This is a genomic window from Pseudomonas sp. NPDC077451 (genome assembly GCF_044543345.1).
Taxonomy (GTDB): Bacteria; Pseudomonadota; Gammaproteobacteria; order Pseudomonadales; family Pseudomonadaceae; genus Stutzerimonas.
On the sequence record NZ_JBITVX010000007.1, the window covers coordinates 88,919 to 107,354 of the forward strand.

General features: G+C 57.9%; 15 protein-coding genes. 4 read left to right on the forward strand and 11 right to left on the reverse strand.

Going from position 1 to position 18,436, the window contains the following annotated elements; genetic code table 11:
* Nucleotides 1-149: 149 nt before the first annotated feature.
* Genes ACIGHL_RS13090 through ACIGHL_RS13125 form a run of 8 tightly spaced genes read right to left on the reverse strand, consistent with a single transcriptional unit; the run spans nt 150 to nt 8,273 of the window.
* Nucleotides 150-1,643 (reverse strand): AAA family ATPase, encoded by a 1,494-nt coding sequence (locus ACIGHL_RS13090; RefSeq protein WP_128120285.1) that lies wholly within the window; start codon nt 1,641-1,643, stop codon nt 150-152.
* A 20-nt stretch (nt 1,644-1,663) separates the two neighbouring features.
* The gene (gene aroB, locus ACIGHL_RS13095; RefSeq protein WP_128120284.1) at nt 1,664-2,755 is read right to left on the reverse strand and encodes a 3-dehydroquinate synthase; all 1,092 of its coding nucleotides are present in this window, start codon (nt 2,753-2,755) and stop codon (nt 1,664-1,666) included.
* Nucleotides 2,756-2,778: 23 nt separating this feature from the next.
* Nucleotides 2,779-3,324: a shikimate kinase AroK gene (gene aroK / locus ACIGHL_RS13100; protein WP_128120283.1), complete on the reverse strand. Its 546-nt coding sequence runs from the start codon at nt 3,322-3,324 to the stop codon at nt 2,779-2,781.
* Nucleotides 3,325-3,329: 5 nt separating this feature from the next.
* Entirely contained in the window at nt 3,330-5,441 is a 2,112-nt protein-coding gene (locus tag ACIGHL_RS13105) for a type IV pilus secretin PilQ (protein ID WP_128120282.1), read from the reverse strand.
* 51 nt (nt 5,442-5,492) lie between these two features.
* Nucleotides 5,493-6,020 (reverse strand): type 4a pilus biogenesis lipoprotein PilP, encoded by a 528-nt coding sequence (pilP, locus tag ACIGHL_RS13110; RefSeq protein WP_128120281.1) that lies wholly within the window; start codon nt 6,018-6,020, stop codon nt 5,493-5,495.
* Nucleotides 6,017-6,640 carry a type 4a pilus biogenesis protein PilO gene (pilO, locus tag ACIGHL_RS13115; RefSeq protein WP_046162909.1) on the reverse strand — a complete coding sequence of 208 codons (624 nt, stop codon included), beginning with the start codon at nt 6,638-6,640 and terminating at the stop codon, nt 6,017-6,019. Before pilO ends, pilP begins: the two co-directional genes overlap by 4 nt.
* Nucleotides 6,637-7,209, reverse strand: coding sequence for a type 4a pilus biogenesis protein PilN (gene pilN / locus ACIGHL_RS13120; protein WP_128120280.1), 573 nt, complete (start codon nt 7,207-7,209; stop codon nt 6,637-6,639). Before pilN ends, pilO begins: the two co-directional genes overlap by 4 nt.
* Entirely contained in the window at nt 7,209-8,273 is a 1,065-nt protein-coding gene (locus ACIGHL_RS13125; protein WP_045430802.1) for a pilus assembly protein PilM, read from the reverse strand. The genes pilN and ACIGHL_RS13125 overlap by 1 nt, the downstream gene beginning before the upstream one ends.
* A 184-nt stretch (nt 8,274-8,457) precedes the next feature.
* Between ACIGHL_RS13125 and ACIGHL_RS13130 the strand changes: the two genes are divergently transcribed.
* Nucleotides 8,458-10,911, forward strand: coding sequence for a penicillin-binding protein 1A (locus ACIGHL_RS13130; RefSeq protein WP_128120279.1), 2,454 nt, complete (start codon nt 8,458-8,460; stop codon nt 10,909-10,911).
* Between the two features lie 130 nt (nt 10,912-11,041).
* Here the strand turns inward: ACIGHL_RS13130 and ACIGHL_RS13135 are convergent, their stop codons facing one another.
* The 3 genes from ACIGHL_RS13135 to rpmE all read right to left on the reverse strand — a co-directional run bounded on the left by ACIGHL_RS13135 (nt 11,042) and on the right by rpmE (nt 13,470).
* Nucleotides 11,042-12,310: a malic enzyme-like NAD(P)-binding protein gene (locus ACIGHL_RS13135; RefSeq protein ID WP_128120278.1), complete on the reverse strand. Its 1,269-nt coding sequence runs from the start codon at nt 12,308-12,310 to the stop codon at nt 11,042-11,044.
* A 126-nt stretch (nt 12,311-12,436) separates the two neighbouring features.
* Nucleotides 12,437-13,231 carry a thermonuclease family protein gene (locus ACIGHL_RS13140; protein WP_128120277.1) on the reverse strand — a complete coding sequence of 265 codons (795 nt, stop codon included), beginning with the start codon at nt 13,229-13,231 and terminating at the stop codon, nt 12,437-12,439.
* A gap of 26 nt (nt 13,232-13,257) precedes the next feature.
* Nucleotides 13,258-13,470: a 50S ribosomal protein L31 gene (gene rpmE, locus ACIGHL_RS13145; protein WP_019341291.1), complete on the reverse strand. Its 213-nt coding sequence runs from the start codon at nt 13,468-13,470 to the stop codon at nt 13,258-13,260.
* 204 nt (nt 13,471-13,674) lie between these two features.
* Here rpmE and ACIGHL_RS13150 point away from each other — a divergent pair, with 204 nt between their 5' ends.
* The 3 genes from ACIGHL_RS13150 (at nt 13,675) to ACIGHL_RS13160 (ending at nt 18,415) form a co-directional block, all read left to right on the forward strand.
* A complete protein-coding gene (locus ACIGHL_RS13150) occupies nt 13,675-15,897 on the forward strand; it encodes a primosomal protein N' (protein ID WP_128120276.1) in 2,223 nt (740 codons plus the stop codon).
* A 115-nt stretch (nt 15,898-16,012) separates the two neighbouring features.
* The gene (argS, locus tag ACIGHL_RS13155; RefSeq protein WP_128120275.1) at nt 16,013-17,755 is read left to right on the forward strand and encodes an arginine--tRNA ligase; all 1,743 of its coding nucleotides are present in this window, start codon (nt 16,013-16,015) and stop codon (nt 17,753-17,755) included.
* A complete protein-coding gene (locus tag ACIGHL_RS13160; RefSeq protein ID WP_216706988.1) occupies nt 17,756-18,415 on the forward strand; it encodes an SPOR domain-containing protein in 660 nt (219 codons plus the stop codon).
* The last annotated feature ends 21 nt before the right edge of the window (nt 18,416-18,436 follow it).

Consider the following 18,436-nt stretch of genomic DNA (forward strand, 5'->3'; position numbering starts at 1 on the left):
GTTGTAAATCAACCCCTTATTGACGGCGCACAGAATCGCCCCGTCATACACGTGGGCAAAAGGGGGAGCAGTTTACAAAGCCCGGTAGAGCGACACAATTTTATTTTTGCAAGCCCCAAAATGGGGCATTGCGCACTATTTTGGAGCGCTCACTGGCGAGTCGGCGAAATTTCCTGTTGGACGCTCGTGAAACTCCGCACCCAAGGCTTACCAGCCTGCAGCGAGGGCGGCAATTTCTTGATGGCCTCCAACGCAGCATTGCGACTGGGGAAACTGCCGTAGGTCACAACATATAGAGGCCTACCCTCATGCTGCTTGACGAAATAACGGAAACCGTCACCTTGCTGTTTAACCAATGCCTCAGCGTTCGCTTGGGTCCGCGTACCCAGCACCTGAACCAAATAGTTGGTTTTGGACTGGTTGGCGTACCAGTTCGCAGGGGCGGGAGGCGCATCCGCTACAACTTGACGCACAGGCTCCTGCGGCACTTCGGCTACACGATTGGGCTGAGCGGCTGGAGGCTCCACTGCCACCGGGGCGGCGATTTCTGCAGGCGCTTGGATACTGTCGTCAGCCAGTTCCTTAACTGGCGCCGGCTCCTCGATAGCCTGTGTCGATGAATCATCCGCCTCGGCACTACCAGCAGCAGCAAGTGGCTCTCGGATAACCGGTTGAGCAGGCGGCACCTGGACGATCTCCGACGCCGTATCGGACTCCTCGTCAAGCGCCTCGGTTACCGGGGCCGTCCCCAGCGGCAATGTGGTGGTGACAGGCGTTGCTGACGAGTCATTCGAGTCACGCATCAGCAAGGTGATCAAGACGATAAAAAAAACGACGACAACCAGCGCCAGCACGTGCTTCATGGGTAGCGGCAAACTCCATCCGGCCGACTTCCGACGCCCTTTCGACTGCTGCATTGCCTCAAGAAGCTCCTCTCTAGCGGTCTGGTTTATAGCCCCCGGCCAACCGCCGGAATCGACATGAATTCGCTCGACCTGCTCTTCAGTGAAACAATCCAGCCCAGACCCAGCCCCTTCGAGGCGCAGCGCGAGATACTCCCGAGTTTCATCTTGCTCGTACGGTTGAAGCGCAATCACATGGAAGCGCTCTTCACCTTCTACCAACGCCTCCAGACGCGCCACCAGCGCATGCTCACCGAAGAGAAAAACGTGCGGCCGCCCTTCAGGGCTACCCTGAGCGAGTCGCAGCAAGGTTTCGACGGCCGCCCCCGTAAGCCGTTCGGCATCATCGACCAGCAGATACACTTCCTGACCGGTCAACGCCAATTGAATAATCTGCGCCATGATCGAGTCGAAGTCGGCGCGCTGACTGCCAAGCGCTTGAGCGATCTGCTGCAAAAGAATGTTCGAATCGAGCGTTTCCTGGGGCGAGACGACCACGCTCTGAACCGCCTGCTTGTTGCTGCTGGCCACAAGGGCCTGACGCACCAGTGTTTTGCCGCTACCCTCGGGGCCCGTCACTACCAGCAGCAACTGGCTGTAGCGAGCAAGGTGATGCAACTGCCCAAGCACTGGCTTGCGCTGAGCTGGGAAGAACTTGAAGCCGGGTACGCGTGCAGCAAAGGGATCATGACTGAACCCGTAATGATTCAGATACGAATCGTCGGCAGACAAACTGGACATGGAAATCTCTTAGGTTCTGACTATTGCGTAAGCGCGTCGTAGTTGACGCTCAATGTGGCCTCTAGCACCTCACGGGGGAAGTCGCCAGTCACCACGGCTTCGCCCAGGCGCTTGAGCAGCACCAATCGCAACTGGCCGTTAAGCACTTTCTTGTCGACTGCCATGTGCTTTAGGAAATCCTCAGCATTCATGTCGACTGGAGGCACGACTGGCAAACCGGCACGCGACAGCAAGCGCACTGCGCGGTCTCGCTCAGCGGCACTAATCCACCCCAGCCGGCTCGACATTTCGAGGGCCATGACCGTGCCCGCCGAGACCGCCTCGCCGTGCAGCCATACTCCATAGCCCTGATGGGTCTCGATGGCATGGCCGAACGTATGACCAAGATTGAGCGTGGCACGAATGCCTGCCTCTCGCTCGTCTGCCCCAACCACCTTGGCCTTCGCCTCACAGGAACGTTTTATCGCCTCGGTAAGCGCTACTTGATCCAAAGCTCGAAGCCTGTCGACATTCTCCTCAAGCCAGCCGAGAAACGGCTCATCACAGATCAATCCGTATTTGATAACCTCGGCTAGCCCGGCGGACAACTCGCGCGACGGCAGAGTGACCAACGTGGAAGTGTCGATCAGCACTGCCTGCGGTTGGTAGAACGCACCGATCATGTTCTTGCCGAGCGGATGGTTGATACCCGTCTTGCCGCCCACCGAGGAATCGACCTGGGATAGCAGCGTTGTCGGAACTTGAATGAAATCGACGCCTCGCTGGTAGCTGGCCGCTGCGAAACCGGCCATATCGCCGATCACACCGCCGCCCAGGGCAACAATAGTGGTATTGCGATCATGCCTAGCCGATAGCAACGCATCAAAGATCAACTGCAGGGTCTGCCAGTTCTTTTGCGCCTCTCCGTCGGGGAGCACGATCGGAGTCAGCTTGAACTCGCCGAGGCTGCGCGAAAGGCGCTCGAGATAGAGCGGCGCAACGGTGTCATTGGTAACGATTGCTACCTGCTTGCCACGGATATGGCGGGCCAACAGCTCACCCTGATCGATGAGCTGCGCACCAATCATGATCGGGTAGCTTCGCTCGCCGAGATCGACCTGTAGAGTTTGCATGGGGCCCCCATGATTAAAGGGGACTAGGATAGCGCAGATCGGCCCAAGCTTTCACGAGGCCCAGGAGACTGGAGCTGACTGAGGATCTCCTGCACCACTATGCGCGGAGGGCGCTCGTCCGTCTGAATAATGATGTCGGCAATTTCGCGATACAACGGGTCCCGCACAGCCATCAAACCGGTCAGCACCTCGCGGGGGTTCGAAGCTCGCAGCAACGGTCGATTGCGATCCCGGGAGGTACGGTCAAGCTGCTGATCGACCGAAGTGCACAGGTAGATAACCTGCCCCCCTGTGCGCAACACCTCGCGATTGTCCTTTCTAAGCACCGCACCGCCACCCGTTGCCAGCACGACGCCGTGCATTTGGCATAGCTCCTGAATGGCGACGTGTTCCCTCTCCCGAAAACCCTCCTCACCTTCAACATCGAATATCAGCGGAATGCTGGCACCGGTGCGCTGCTCGATCTCCTTGTCGGAGTCCCGAAAGGGGAGACGAAGCTCCTTGGCAAGCAGGCGTCCGATGGTGCTTTTTCCAGCCCCCATCGGACCCACGAGGATAATATTTTTCAATGACGTTAACGATTCACGGCGATGGCCTGATGGTTCAGGATTCTAGGTGTAAGGAACACCAACAGTTCAGACTTGGCATCCGTCACGACATCGCGACGAAACAAGCGGCCAAGATAAGGCACATCGCCTAGAAACGGAACCTTGTCGACGCTTTTCGACTGGCTGTTGGAGAACACACCACCGATCACGACAGTTTCTCCATCGTTTACCAAAACCTTGGCGTTGACTTCGTTCTTATCGATTGGAGGGACGCCGTTCAACGCATTGCGGAAGTCCGGTGCGTCTTTAGTGACCTTGACCTCCATAATGATGCGGTTATCCGGCGTGATTTGAGGGGTTACTTCCAAGGATAGAGCCGCTTCTTTGAATGAGGTACTTGTAGCACCACTGGAGCTGGCCTCCTGATAGGGAATTTCCGTACCCTTCAGAATCTTCGCCGTTTCTTTGTCCGCCGTCATGACCTTCGGCTGGGATACGACCTCTCCGTTTCCGGTTTTCTCCATTGCAGAGAGTTGAAGATCCAATAGGAGGTGATCAGAAAGAAAGCCAATGCCCACGCCGGACGTGCTCCCTAGTACTCCCATGTCCACAAAAGGAACCGGAGCCGTGCCCTCTTCCAGCGTATAACTACCGACCTTTTTCGTTCCTGGCGGTCTCAAGATCCCGTCGTCGTCGACTCCCCTGGCGCCATCCTTGCCATAGGCAGTCCACTGATCGTTCACAACGTTACCACCCCACCGTACGCCCAACGCTTTATCGTAGCCAACGTTTGCCTCAACAATCCGCGCCTCAATCATGACCTGGCGAACTGGAATATCCAGCTGAGTTACGATACGGCGTAGTTCATCCAAACGTTCCTGGGTTTGGTAGGCGATGATGTTGTTTGTGCGGTCATCAACCGCGATGGAGCCCCGCTCGTCAGCCTGCCCATCAACCGCAGTCACCGACTGGAAGAGCTTCGCAATATCCGCTGCCTTAGCGTAATTCACCTGGACGACTTCACGGCGGAGGGGCGCCAGCTCGGCAATTTGCCGCTTGGACTCCAACTCTTGACGCTCCCGCGCGGCAATCTCGTCTGCCGGCGCCACCAGCAGAACATTCCCCACCTGGCGCTTGTCGAGACCTTTGGTTTTCAGCACCAGGTCCAGCGCCTGATCCCAAGGTACGTTCTGCAAACGTAGAGTGATGTTGCCCTGTACGGTATCGCTAGCCACCAGATTCAGATCAGTAAAATCCGCTATTAGCTGCAGAACAGAGCGAACGTCAATGTCCTGGAAATTCAGCGACAACTTCTCACCGGAATAGGTGAAATGTTCGGCCTTGCGTTGCTCGGCATCTGCCTCGCTGAGCGGCTTGACGCTAATGGTCAGCTTGTCGTCGGTCTGGTACGCCAGGTAGTCGTATCGACCGCTGGGCTCGATAGCAATACTGGCGCCATCTGCCTTGCTGCTTGAATCGACAAATTTAACTGGCGTAGCAAAGTCTTGGACATCCAGCCGAACACGCAGCGATTCCGGCAATTGCGTCTTGGCGAAGGAAACTCGAATTTTACCGCCTTGCTCTTCAATACTTGGACTGATCGAAGGGTCAGACAAGGTGATGACTACATTGCCGGCCCCGTCGTCCCCACGGCGAAAATCGATATTGCTGATGGATTTTCCAATAGCCAAGGAAGCGTTTGGTGCGACCGGTTTCGTCGAGACCGCAGGAGCAGCTGAAGCAGCAGCTGGGGCACTAGCGGTTTCGCCGAGCACAACGAACAGATTGTTGCCGTCAACACGGGTCGAGTACGGAACCAGAGAAGTGAGATTCACGATGAGTCGGGTCCGCCCCTGCGCCTCCACCACGGTCACGCTTCGCGCATTACCGACACCCAGCTCATGATTTTTCGACCCCAGCTTGCTGGATACGCCTGGCAGATCAAGAGCGATGCGGGCTGGCTGGTCGAGCGTATAGCCACGAGGAGTGGGAACCGGTTCGTCGAAAGCCAGCTTCAGCTCAACGCGGTCACCGGGCAACGATGCGACATCAAGAGAATTCAGATTTGCTGCCAGCAATGCAGGCGAAATGAGCGCTGCCAGCAACGACAAACCGAGACGAGTGAGAGTGGTATTCATAAAGGGCTTCCGTTGTGCAGACCGGTAAAGGTTTTCCATTTTTGCCATGACTCAAGAGCGCTCTTTCAAGGTCAGGCTACGCGGGCGCTCAAGCCACCCACCCTCTCCGTCCGGAACGATTTCAAGCACACCCACCTCGGCTTCGCTGATCTCAACGATACGGCCATGGTTGCGCCCCAGATAGTCACCGACCTTGACTCGGTGAACCCCGTCACCACCTTTGATCAAGGCGTAGTTACCTGCGCCATTGGCCAGCGTGCCAACCATGACGAAGTTTTCAATGTTGAATTCCTCAAGAAACTGCTTGATGCGGCTTTCATCGGGCTTTATGTCCTTTGTCCCTTTCTGCCGCTGAGTCAGATCAATCTTCATAGGCGGCTGGAAGGGATGGCGCAACGACGCCGCGCTGTAGGTAAACGCCTCGTACGGCAGAAACGCTGGAAGGGGCTCGATCGAACCTTTCGGCTTGGCACGCACTTCATTCATGTAACTGCGCAGATCTTCGAAATCGCCGCTAACACCGCACCCAGCCAGCACCACCATGCCCAGGCCCATCGCCACAAGTCGGGCTCCTTTCATTTCTGCAGCCCCTTGTCGTTATAGCGATAGGTCTTTGCCAGGATGCTCATGTGCAGCTTGGAAGACGAATCCTTACTGTTCGGCTTAATCTCGAAATCATGCAGGGTAACGATGCGTGGCAAGCTCGATACGCCGCTGACGAAAGTGGCGAGGTCGTGATAAGCGCCAACGACTTTGATCTGTATCGGCAACTCAATATAGAACTGCTGTGTCACTTCTGGCTGCAGCTTGATTTCTTCGAATTCGAGCCCGCTGCCCAGGCCAGTACGGGTGATATCCTCAAGCAAACCCGGCACCTCGGTATCACTCGGCAACTGGCGCAGCAGAGCACCAAAAGACGCTTCCATCTCAAGCATCTGCGCCTTGTACGCCTCCAGGTTCGCCGCCTGAAATGCTTTCGTGGAGAACTGTTGCTTGAGCCTATCTTCCTCTGCCACTTGCTGGTCTAGGCTGGCCTGCAAATCACTGAGATAGAAGTAGTAACCACCGCCGAGAATCAGGGCCATCAGCAATATCGCAGCGATGACTTTTACCGCTGCGGGCCAGGACCCCAGGTTGTTCATGTCCAGATCAGAAAGATCGACGCTACGGAGACTCTCCATCGAGCTAGCCAGACTCATGGTTTCTCTCCTTCGACAGCAGCAGCCGGTTGTGTCTGTTGTACCGTTAACTGGAACACGTTCTCCTGGTCGACCGCCCCTGCGGTGACGGCCTTCACTTCGTTCAGGTTCGGTGCATCCAGCCAATCAGAGCCATCCAAATTACGCATCAGGTTAGAGACTCGGTTGTTTGACTCAGCAGCACCAACGATGGCGATGTTCTTCCCGGTCATCTTCAACCCGGTGAAGTAAACGCCATCGGGAAGCGTGCGAACCAGTTGGTCGAATACTCGACCGATGATCGGCCGATTACCCTGCAGGTCCTGGATGATCTTCATCCGCTCGAGCAATTGTTGCCGACGTTCTCTCAACTCCTTGATTTCTGCGATTCGGGTATCCAGAACAGCAATTTCCTTGCGAACGAAATCATTACGCGCGTTCTGTTGCTCGATTGCATGGGTGAAGTACTGGTCTGCAAGAAACAATAAACCCACTGCCACAACGGCCACCCCGGCCAGCGACACCAGGAAACGCTGTTTACGCTCTTCGCGTAGCTGCTCGCGCCAAGGTAAAAGGTTAATCCGGGCCATCAGTCGAAACTCCTCAAGGCCAACCCACAAGCGATCATCAGGGACGGCGCATCACTGGCGAGAGCGCCAGCGTTGACCTTGCTGCTCAATGCCATATCGGCGAACGGGTTGGCGACTAAAGTCTGGGTTCCGATTTTCTGCTGAATCAGCCGATCCAACCCTGGGATCGATGCCGTGCCGCCTGCCAGGAGAATGTAATCCACATCGTGGAACTGCCCGGCCGCGAAGAAGAACTGCAGAGAGCGCGAAACCTGTTGAACGACCGCCTCCTTGAACGGCTGCAACACTTCGCTGTCGAAGTCGTCTGGGAGGCCTCCCTGTTTCTTGGCCAGGCCCGCCTCTTCCATTGACAACCCATAACGCCGCTGTATTTCCTCGGTGAGCTGACGACCACCGAACAGTTGTTCTCGCGTATAAATAGTACGGCCGTTGTGCAATACGCTAAGTGTGGTCATGGTCGCGCCGATGTCGACGAGCGCGACGGTCAGCTCGTCATGTCCAGCACCCAACTGGGGCGCCAGCAAGCCATAGGAGCGCTCCAACGCATAGGCTTCGACATCAACGACCTTTGCCGTCAGCCCCGCCAAGGCGAGCGCCGCTTCACGTATTTCCACGTTTTCCTTGCGGCACGCTGCCAGTAACACTTCAACCCGACCAGGCGAACGAGGGGCAGGACCCTGCACCTCGAAGTCGATGGCGACCTCTTCGAGAGGGTAGGGAATGTACTGGTCAGCTTCGATCTTCAACTGGTTTTCCAGCTCTTCGTCGCTGAGCCCGGCTTCCATCTCGATGCTTTTAGTGATGACCGCCGAACCAGATACCGCTACAGCAGCCGACTTGACTCCAGTTTTTGCCTTGCCTAACAGTCGGGAAAGCGCCTGCCCCACGCCCTCCAGCTCAGCGATGTTTTTTTCAACCACAGCATTTGGCGGGAGTGGCTCAACCGCATAGGACTCAACCCGATACCGGGAACCTGAGCGGCTTAATTCCAGTAGCTTGACGGACGTCGAACTGATGTCGATCCCAAGCAGCGTGTTCGCTTTCTTAGTGAATAGCCCTAGCACGGCTGATTTCCTATCTCTATCCGCTACTTACGGATTAATTATGTATGTCAGCATTAGATAACAGCCTTGACAGAAGCGCAAATGGCTCCCCTACAGAAAAACCGCTTATAATGTGAACGGTTTTTCCTTTCGGCACCGTCTGCGGCATACACCTCATTCCCCATCCTGGATTCAACGAAACCCGATGCGTTTTCTGAAGTTTTTCCTATGGTCGAGCTTGGCTATTTTCTGCGGACTTTTGCTCAGTCTCAGTGGCGCGTTTCTCTATCTCAGCCCCAACCTGCCATCTGTCGACTCACTACGCAGCATACAGCTCCAGATTCCGCTGCGTGTCTACAGCCACGATGACAAGCTGATCGCCGAATATGGCGAAATGCGTCGTTCCCCTATCAGCTTCGATGAAATACCCAAGGATTTCATCGCCGCTTTGCTGTCGGCAGAAGACGATAACTTCGCGAATCATTATGGCGTCGATGTTTCCAGCCTGATGCGCGCTGCCACGCAATTATTGAAAACCGGCCATATTCAGACCGGCGGCAGCACCATCACCATGCAGGTGGCGAAGAATTACTTCCTTACCAGCGAGCGCAGCTTCTCGCGCAAGATCAATGAAATCCTCCTCGCTCTTCAGATTGAACGAGAACTGAGCAAGGATGAGATTCTTGAGCTGTACGTTAACAAGATCTACCTAGGCAACCGCGCGTACGGAATAGAAGCTGCAGCGCAGGTGTACTACGGCAAATCAATCAGCGAGCTGAGCTTGGCGCAGATGGCGATGATAGCTGGCCTGCCCAAGGCACCTTCAGCCTTCAATCCGCTCGCTAACAAGGAACGCGCCAAGGAGCGACGGGACTGGATTCTCGGACGAATGTATCGCCTCGGAAAACTAGACGAGACCCGCTATCACCAAGCATTGGCTGAACTCGTCGATGCGTCCTATCATGGCTCCTCGCCCGAACTTGACGCACCTTATATTGCCGAAATGGCACGCGCCGAAATGGTCGGCCGCTTCGGCAGCGCTGCGTACACTGACGGATTTCGCGTCTATACCACCGTCAGCAGCGAACGTCAGATCGCCGCCAACCAAGCCCTTACCCAGGGTCTGATCGAATACGACCAGCGCCACGGCTATCGTGGCCCGGAAGCTCACCTGCCCGGAACCGATGAAGCAGACTGGCTGAGACAGCTCGGTGACTATCGCAGCCAGTCCGGGATGCACCCGGCAGTCGTCAGTAGTACCTCAAAAGAATCCGTCCAGGCGCTACTTCGAGACGGCAGCGAACACAGCATCGCCTGGGAAAGTATGAAGTGGGCCCGCCCATTCATTAATACCAACAGCCTGGGGCCACAACCGAAGGCACCGTCCGACGTGGTCAAACCGGGAGATGTCATTCGGATCCGTATTGTCGAAGGCGAAGCGCTATTCAGCCAGATACCCCAGGCGCAGGGCGCACTGGTATCTCTCGATCCGCTTGATGGATCCATCGAAGCGCTGACTGGAGGGTTTTCCTTTGGGCAAAGCAATTACAACCGCGCCATTCAGGCCAAGCGCCAGCCCGGCTCGAGCTTCAAACCCTTCGTTTATAGCGCCGCACTGGATGCTGGGTTCACCCCTGCCACGCTTGTTAACGACGCCCCCATAGTGTTCGTCGAAGAAGGCCTAGACCGCGTTTGGCGACCCAAGAACGACAACAACACCTTCCTCGGCCCGATCCGCTTGCGAGAGGCGCTGTACAAATCACGCAACCTAGTGTCGATTCGCCTGCTGCAAACACTCGGCATCCCGCAGACCATCGACTACATCACACGCTTTGGATTCAAGCCCGAAGACCTGCCAGCGAACTTGTCGCTTGCGCTTGGCACAGCAACCTTGACACCAATGGAAATCGCTACCGGCTGGACAGCATTTGCCAATGGCGGCTACAAGATAGAGCCCTATTTGATAGAGCGGATCGAGGAGAGGGACGGGAAGGTGATATTCAGCGCAGATCCTGTGCGCGTGCCAGAACGCAACACTGCTGATCCAACCTCTGGAGCCGCGCCCGAGGCGACAGCCATTGCCTACGCACAGAACGACTCGTTCATTGCCAACGACAGCTCAGAGCTGGCCCCTCAGCCCCCCAGGCACGCCGAACAGATCATTGATGATCGGACCGCTTACATCATGACCAGCATGCTGCAAGACGTCATCAAACGAGGCACGGGCAGAAAAGCCTTGGCGATGGGCCGTGGCGATATCGCGGGAAAGACCGGGACCACGAACGAATCAAAAGACAGCTGGTTCTCGGGCTATAACGCCGACATCGTCACCACCGTCTGGACCGGGTTCGATCAGCCTCAGAGCTTAGGTCGCCGTGAGTACGGCGGCACTGTGGCCCTGCCCATATGGATGAAATACATGAGCGCTGTGCTTGAGGGCAAACCTGAACATGCCCCCGCTGAGCCTGAAGGCATCCTGACCCTGCGCATCGACCCTGACAGCGGCCGCGCAGCGGCACCAGGGACACCAGATGCCTATTTCGAAATATTCCGAAGCGAAGATTCGCCGCCTGGCATGAACGATGAGCTGATGCAAGGCGCAACCATCCCCGGTAGTCCGCTACCGGCCAGCGAAACGGCACCTATGGATCTTTTTTAAAAGTCGAGTACTAGGTGAGAGCGTAGCCGAGCTCCGCTAAGTGTTCTGCGGGATTTAGATGATAAAAAACCGGCCATTGGCCGGTTTTTTCTAACTACAGCCCCGTCAAAGCGGAGCCACAGACAACCATTCAACCACCGAAGACGTCGTCGACAGACTTAAGTGGGTAGTTCGAGGGGTAGGGCAGGGTCGCCACGCCACTTTCTATGGCAGCCTTGGCGACCGCATCGGAAACCAGCGTGATCAGGCGCCGATCCATAGGCTTCGGAATGATGTACTCCCGACCGAACTCCAGACTGTCAACGCCATAGGCGGCCGCCACCTCGGCCGGCACCGGCAGCTTGGCAAGGTCACGCAGCGCCAGCGCGGCTGCTATCTTCATTTCCTCGTTGATGCGCTTGGCCCGGACATCCAGCGCACCGCGGAAAATGAACGGGAAGCCCAGCACGTTGTTGACCTGATTCGGATAATCCGAACGGCCGGTTGCCATGATTACATCGGAGCGCGTCGCGTGTGCCAGCTCCGGACTGATCTCAGGGTCCGGGTTGGAGCAGGCAAATACGACCGGATTGGCCGCCATACGCTTGAGACCTTCGGCACTCAGCAGATTGGCGCCTGACAGGCCCACGAAGACATCGGCACCGTCTAGCGCGTCATCCAGGGTGCGCTTGTCTGTCTCATGTGCAAACACTGCCTTGTACTGGTTTAGATCGTCACGACCCGCATGGATAACACCCTTGCGATCGATCATGAAGATGTTCTCGATTTTCGCGCCCATGCTAATTAGCAACTTCATGCAGGAAGTTGCAGCGGCGCCGGCGCCGAGGCAGACGATCTTTGCCTGTTCCAAAGACTTGCCGGCAATTTCCAGCGCATTGAGCATGCCTGCTGCAGTGACGATAGCCGTGCCGTGCTGATCGTCATGAAACACGGGAATGTCGCATTGTTCGATCAAGGTCCGTTCGATTTCGAAGCACTCAGGCGCCTTGATGTCTTCCAGATTGATCCCGCCAAAGGTGATGGAGATACGCTTGACCGTATCGATGAAGGCCTGCGGACTCTCCGCATCGACTTCGATATCAAACACATCAACCCCAGCGAATCGCTTGAACAGTACACCCTTGCCTTCCATAACCGGCTTGGATGCCAATGGCCCAAGGTTGCCAAGACCAAGAATCGCAGTGCCATCGGAAATCACCGCAACCAGATTGCCTTTGCCGGTGTAACGATAAGCCAACTCAGGATCTCGGGCGATCTCCCGGACCGGTTCCGCCACACCAGGACTGTAGGCCAGCGAAAGATCGCGAGCGGTGGACGTGGGCTTGGTCAGCTCGACGCTCAACTTTCCCGGACGGGGCTGGGAATGGTAGTCGAGAGCGGCAGTTTTCAGGTCAGTCATGGGGGCAATTCCGCTTATTTTACTGGGACAGACAGGTGGTCGAGGATACGCCAAGACCGAGCGCCGTCACAAGGGAACGGAAAACCTGACTGTCAAGGTCTGGCCGTACGACTTTTGGCGACGGCTTCAGGACAAAGGCATGAGCATCGACGGGTGGCTTAGCTTCAACAACCAACGCGCCCGCCGCGACCGATCACCACGACTCTTTCGGTCGATAACCCACCCCCTGACCTCGACATCCTTGCCAGACAACCCCTTCAACGCATCATCGAAAGCGGCAACGACCTGAGGAGGGACCTGCACCACAAGCGAACCACCCAGCTCCAACCAAACACCTCCCCGGTTGGTCTCCATGCGCTCGACACGGGCCCTGACAATCGCAAATCCACCGCCACGCACGCGGTCCGCCGCGATCACAGGAGATTGCCGCCAAACCCCTTTGCCAGCAGAACGCGCCTGCAGCTCCGCCGCTCGCTGGCATTCGGCCAACAACACGTTCGGCGCGATGGCGACAAAGAAGCCCAATCCTTCGGCAAGTATTTGCGCTTCCAGATTTTCGCCATGTTTGTCGAAGGCGTGAGCAAGAACGCGTCCGTAGTGATCCCTGGATTGCCGACCAATCCTCATGCCGACATAACCATCATCGGTGCTCACCAACGATTGCAGCCGATTTCGTGCAGCCTCTGCAAACGGCTCGGCACTGCGCCCTTTACGGCCCATTTCGGTGGCATTCAACCCAATGAGTCGCACACTGCGACCATCGACCAGCCGCAGCGTATCGCCATCAATAACTGTCGCGACCTTCACGTGCGAGAGCGGCTCGCTGGCCGGGCAAAGCGCCGCGGCCTGCAAGCTGAAGAAGATAGAAACGAAAAAGGCGCCCCCCAGGGACGCCTTTTTCAGTTGCTCGGAGAATCTCATCGGATTCCCGTAGCGACGACAGCTTGTTACTTGGCGCCAAACACACCAAAGCGCTGCTTGAAGCGGTCGATACGGCCGCCGGTATCCAGCACTTTCTGCTTACCGGTGTAGAACGGATGGCACTCGGAGCAAACGTCGATGCTCAGGTTCTTGGCCAGCGTAGAGCGAGTCTTGATGACATTGCCGCAGCTGCAAGTGGCGTCGATTTCTACGTAATTAGGATGGATATCGGCTTTCATGGAAAAATCCTCGAGGACTTGTGCCGCCACCCGACCCTATGTCGAGTACCGCACGGAAGGGCGCGAATAATAACAGAGCAAGTAGGCGATGCAAGGGCTGCTGATCGGACAGATATTCGCCTAACCCCACAGCCCGAGACTACAGGCCAGCCTGCTACCCCGCCGGATCGTTTAAGATCGGCTTTCGCCGCCAAGGACTTTCGTGTGCCCCGATCCATACTCCGCCTCGCGCTGCCCTCGCCATTGCGCAGACTCTTCGACTACCTCGCACCTGCTGGCGTCTCAAGCGCCGGACTGCAGCCGGGTATGCGCCTGCGCGTGCCGTTTGGCCGACGCGAAATCATCGGGATACTGGTAGAGGTCGTCAGTCACAGCGAAGTCCCCGACGCCAAGCTCAAACCGGCTCTGGAGTTGCTCGATGCGCGACCGCCCCTACCGTCACCGCTGTTCAAACTATGCCTGTGGACTGCCCAGTATTACCAGCATAGCCTCGGCGACACGCTCAGCTGGGCGCTGCCGGTCCTGCTGCGCCAGGGCGAACCCGCCGAGGCGAGACAGGAGCGCTTCTGGCATGTGGTCAACGGCGCGCGGCCCGAAGACCCGAGACTGAGCCGGGCGCCACGCCAACGTGAAGCACTGAAGACCATCGCTCAGCATCCTCACGGCGTAGCGCATGCCCTGCTTTCGCAGCTGCAGCTGAGCAAAGACAGCCTCGATTTGCTTTTGCAAAAAGGCCTGCTGCGCGTCGAGACCCGGCGCTGCCACCAGACTCTGCGGCACCAGGGCAGCTGGCTGCTGCAGGCGGAACTCCCACTTAACCAGCAGCAACGCGCCGCTTTCGAAGCCATTCGCTCCGGCCTGGACGGTTTTCAGGCATACCTGCTCGCCGGCGTCACCGGGAGCGGCAAGACCGAGGTCTACCTGCAGCTGATCCATCAGGTGTTGGAGGCTGGCAAGCAGGCTCTGGTGCTGATTCCCGAGATCAACCTCGGGCCACAGACCCTGGCGCGCTTCGAAAAACGCTTCAATGCCCGCATCGCCCTGCTCCACTCCAATGTCAACGACCGCGAGCGTCTAGATGCCTGGCTTGCGGCGCGGGACGGCGAGGCCGACATCATCATCGGCACCCGCTCAGCATTGTTTACCCCGATGAAAAACCCGGGGTTGATCATTCTCGATGAAGAGCATGATGCCTCTTATAAACAGCAGGAAGGCCTGCGCTATCACGCACGCGACCTCGCCGTGGTCAGAGCGCGCCAAGAGAACGTCCCGATTTTGCTGGGGTCGGCGACGCCGTCGCTGGAAAGCCTGCACAACGCGCATAGCGGGCGCTACGGACTATTGAAGCTGACCGAGCGTGCCGGAGGGGCCCAAGCGCCACGCTTCCTGCGCCTGGACATAAAGAGCCGCCCGCTCGACTCCGGCATTTCCGGCCCGTTGCAGCAGGCAATGGCGCAGACACTTGCCGCCGGACAGCAGGTGCTGGTTTTCCTCAACCGGCGCGGCTTCGCCCCCTCGCTGCTGTGCCACGATTGCGGTTGGATCGGCCAGTGTCCTCGCTGTGACGCCAGGATGACGCTGCATCAGCGCCATAACGAGCTACGTTGCCACCACTGCGGGCATGCCGAACGCCCGCCGCATAGCTGTCCAGACTGCAACAAGCTCGACCTGAGGCCCGTAGGCGCGGGCACCGAGCGAGCGGAGGAGCGACTCGCAACGCTCTTTCCTGACTACCCGGTGCTGCGCATCGATCGTGACAGCACCTCTCGCAAAGGCTCGATGGAGCAGCTGTTGGCTACCATCAACCGTGGCGAGCCATGCGTGCTGGTGGGCACTCAAATGCTCGCTAAGGGCCACCACTTCCCGCGCGTGACCTTGGTCGCCATTCTTGATGCGGATGGTGGCTTGTTCTCGGCCGATTTCCGCGCCAGCGAACGAATGGCTCAGCTGATCGTGCAGGTAGCCGGCCGCGCTGGGCGGGCCGAGGAGCCCGGCAAAGTGATCATCCAGACCCACCTGGCTGACCACCCGCTGCTGGTTCAGCTGACCGAGCAGGGCTACTTCGCCTTCGCTGAACAGGCGCTGAGCGAGCGTCGCGCGGCTGGCTTGCCACCGTTCAGCCATCTTGCGCTGTTGCGGGCCGAGGCGGTGAAACCCGGCCAGGCCGAAGACTTCCTCGATCAAGCCTGTATCCAGGCCGAACAGCTGATAGCGCAACTCGGCCTGACGGGTGTCGAGCTGCTGGGACCAGTGCCCGCTCCGATGGAGCGACGAGCCGGGCGCTTTCGTGCGCAGCTACTGCTACAAGCTAACGCCCGCGCACCACTGCATAACCTGATGAACGCCTGGATGCCGCAGGTAGAGGCACTGCCGGGTAGCCGCACCGTGCGCTGGTCGTTGGATGTTGACCCGATCGACCTGTTCTGATGTTGGTCAATCGCACGACTCCAGCGCAACTAGCGCCTTAAGCCTTGAAGGTTCGGCCTCTGGGCACCGATAATGCCCAGTTTTCGACCAAAGCCTTCGGCCGACCGAGCACATCATGAAAGACAGCATTCGCCATCTGATCCAGCAAGCCCTGGCCCGTCTCACCGCTGAAGGCGTGCTGCCGGAGGGGTCGAACCCGACCATTCAGGTGGAGAACACCCGCGACAAGACCCACGGCGACTTTGCCAGCAACGTCGCGATGATGCTGGCAAAGCCCGCAGGGATGAAGCCGCGCGATCTGGCGCAAAAGCTCATCGAAGCATTGCCAGCAGACCCCAGCGTCAGCAAGGTTGAGATCGCCGGCCCGGGCTTTCTCAATTTCTTCCAAAACAGCGCTGCGTTGGCGCAGCGGCTGGACGCCGCCCTTGCCGACCCTCATCTCAGCGTCAGCAAAACGGGCTCCAAGCAACGCGTTGTAGTCGACCTCTCCTCACCGAACCTGGCGAAGGAAATGCACGTCGGCCACCTGCGCTCGACCATCATCGGCGACGCCGTGGCGCGCGTGCTCGAATTCCTCGGTGACGAGGTTATCCGGCAGAACCACGTCGGCGATTGGGGCACCCAGTTCGGCATGCTGCTGGCTTACGTGAAGGAACAACCGAAAGGTTTCGACTCACCGGAGCTGGCAGACCTGGAAGGCTTCTACCGCGCAGCGAAGCAACGTTTCGACGAATCGGCAGAGTTTGCCGAACGCGCGCGCAAGCTAGTCGTGGAGCTGCAAGCAGGCGATGCCGAATGCCTGCGGCTGTGGAAGCAATTCAATGAACTCTCACTCAGCCATGCGCAAGAAGTCTACGACCGCCTCAATGTCATGCTCACCCCGGACGACGTAAAAGGCGAAAGCGCCTACAACGCCGAACTTGCCGACATAGTCGCATCGCTCAAGGTCAAAGGACTGCTGAGTGAGAGCAATGGAGCCCAATGCGTCTTTCTCGATGAATTCAAGAACGCCGAAGGCAACCCGCTCCCGGTGATTGTGCAGAAAGCCGGTGGCGGCTACCTCTACGCCACCACTGACCTGGCCTCCATGCGCTACCGCAGTCAGCAGCTAAAGGCTGATCGCGCGCTGTATTTTGTCGATCAGCGCCAAGCGCTGCATTTCCAAATGACCTTCGAGGTGGCTCGGCGCGCCGGCTTCGTCCGCAGCGACATGCAGCTCGAGCACATGGGTTTCGGCACCATGAACGGCGCTGATGGCCGCCCCTTCAAGACCCGTGATGGGGGCACGGTGAAGCTGGTCGACCTGCTCGACGAAGCCGAACAGCGCGCCTATAGCTTGGTTAAAGGTAAGAACCCCGATCTTGACGAAGGGGAGCTGCGGCAAATCGCCCACGCTGTCGGCATCGGCGCGGTGAAATACGCAGACCTGTCCAAGCATCGCACCAGCGATTACAGCTTCAACTTTGAGCAAATGCTCAGCTTCGAGGGCAACACCGCCCCTTACCTGCTCTACGCCTACACCCGAGTGGCCAGCGTGTTTCGCAAGCTGGGCACCGGCATGGACGGACTCGGCGGCGAGATCAAACTGGAAGCCGAACAAGAGCAAGCGCTAGGCGCGAAGCTGGCTCAGTTCGCAGAGGTGCTTAACGGTGTCGGTGAGAAGGGTGTTCCCCACCTACTGTGCAGCTATCTCTACGATCTGGCGGGGCTGTTCTCCAGCTTCTACGAGCATTGCCCGATACTCACCGCTGAGAGCGAGACGGTTAAACAGAGTCGCCTGCGCCTCGCCGCCCTGACCGGCAAAACGCTGAAACAGGGCCTTGCCCTGCTTGGCCTGGAAACGCTGGAGCGGATGTAAGTGGCAGCCAGGAAAAAACCCGCCCCGAAACGTGGCGCGAGCCGCTACCAGGCCCCCGCCAAGAAGCCAGTACCTGGCTGGGTCTGGCTCCTGTGTGGCCTGGTTATTGGGGGCTTTATCGTGTTCCTGATGAACCTCGAACCCGGCGGCGAAGAGATCAAGCGCAGCAAGGACACAGCGAAATCCAAGGAGCAGCCGAAGCGTTCGCCTACCGCCACGGGCCAGCCAGCGAAACCGAAGTACGACTTCTATACGCTGCTGCCTGAGTCGGAAGTGATCCTACCGCCAGAAGCATCAAAGCCGGAACCGCCCAAGCCGGTTACACCGGAAGAGGCTGCCAAGATCGATGCAGCGCGTGCCGAAGCCGCTCTGAATGGCCAGGTACCACCGCCTCCGCCTACAGTAGCCAAGGCACCGGTGACTCAGTTTTTCTTGCAGGCCGGCTCATTCCGCAAGAAGCCGGAGGCGGAAAAGGTCAGAGCGCAGATCATTCTGCTCGGGCAGGATGTCCGGGTGGAGAACGTGACCGTGCGTGACGAGGACTGGTATCGAGTGTTGGTCGGGCCATTTGCCGACCGGGAAAAACTTGGTCAGGCCCAGAAGGCGTTATCAGCGAGTGGCTACAACAACCTGCTACTTCAACAGCGCCAAGCGCGCTGAACCGAGCCTTTACTCAAGCGC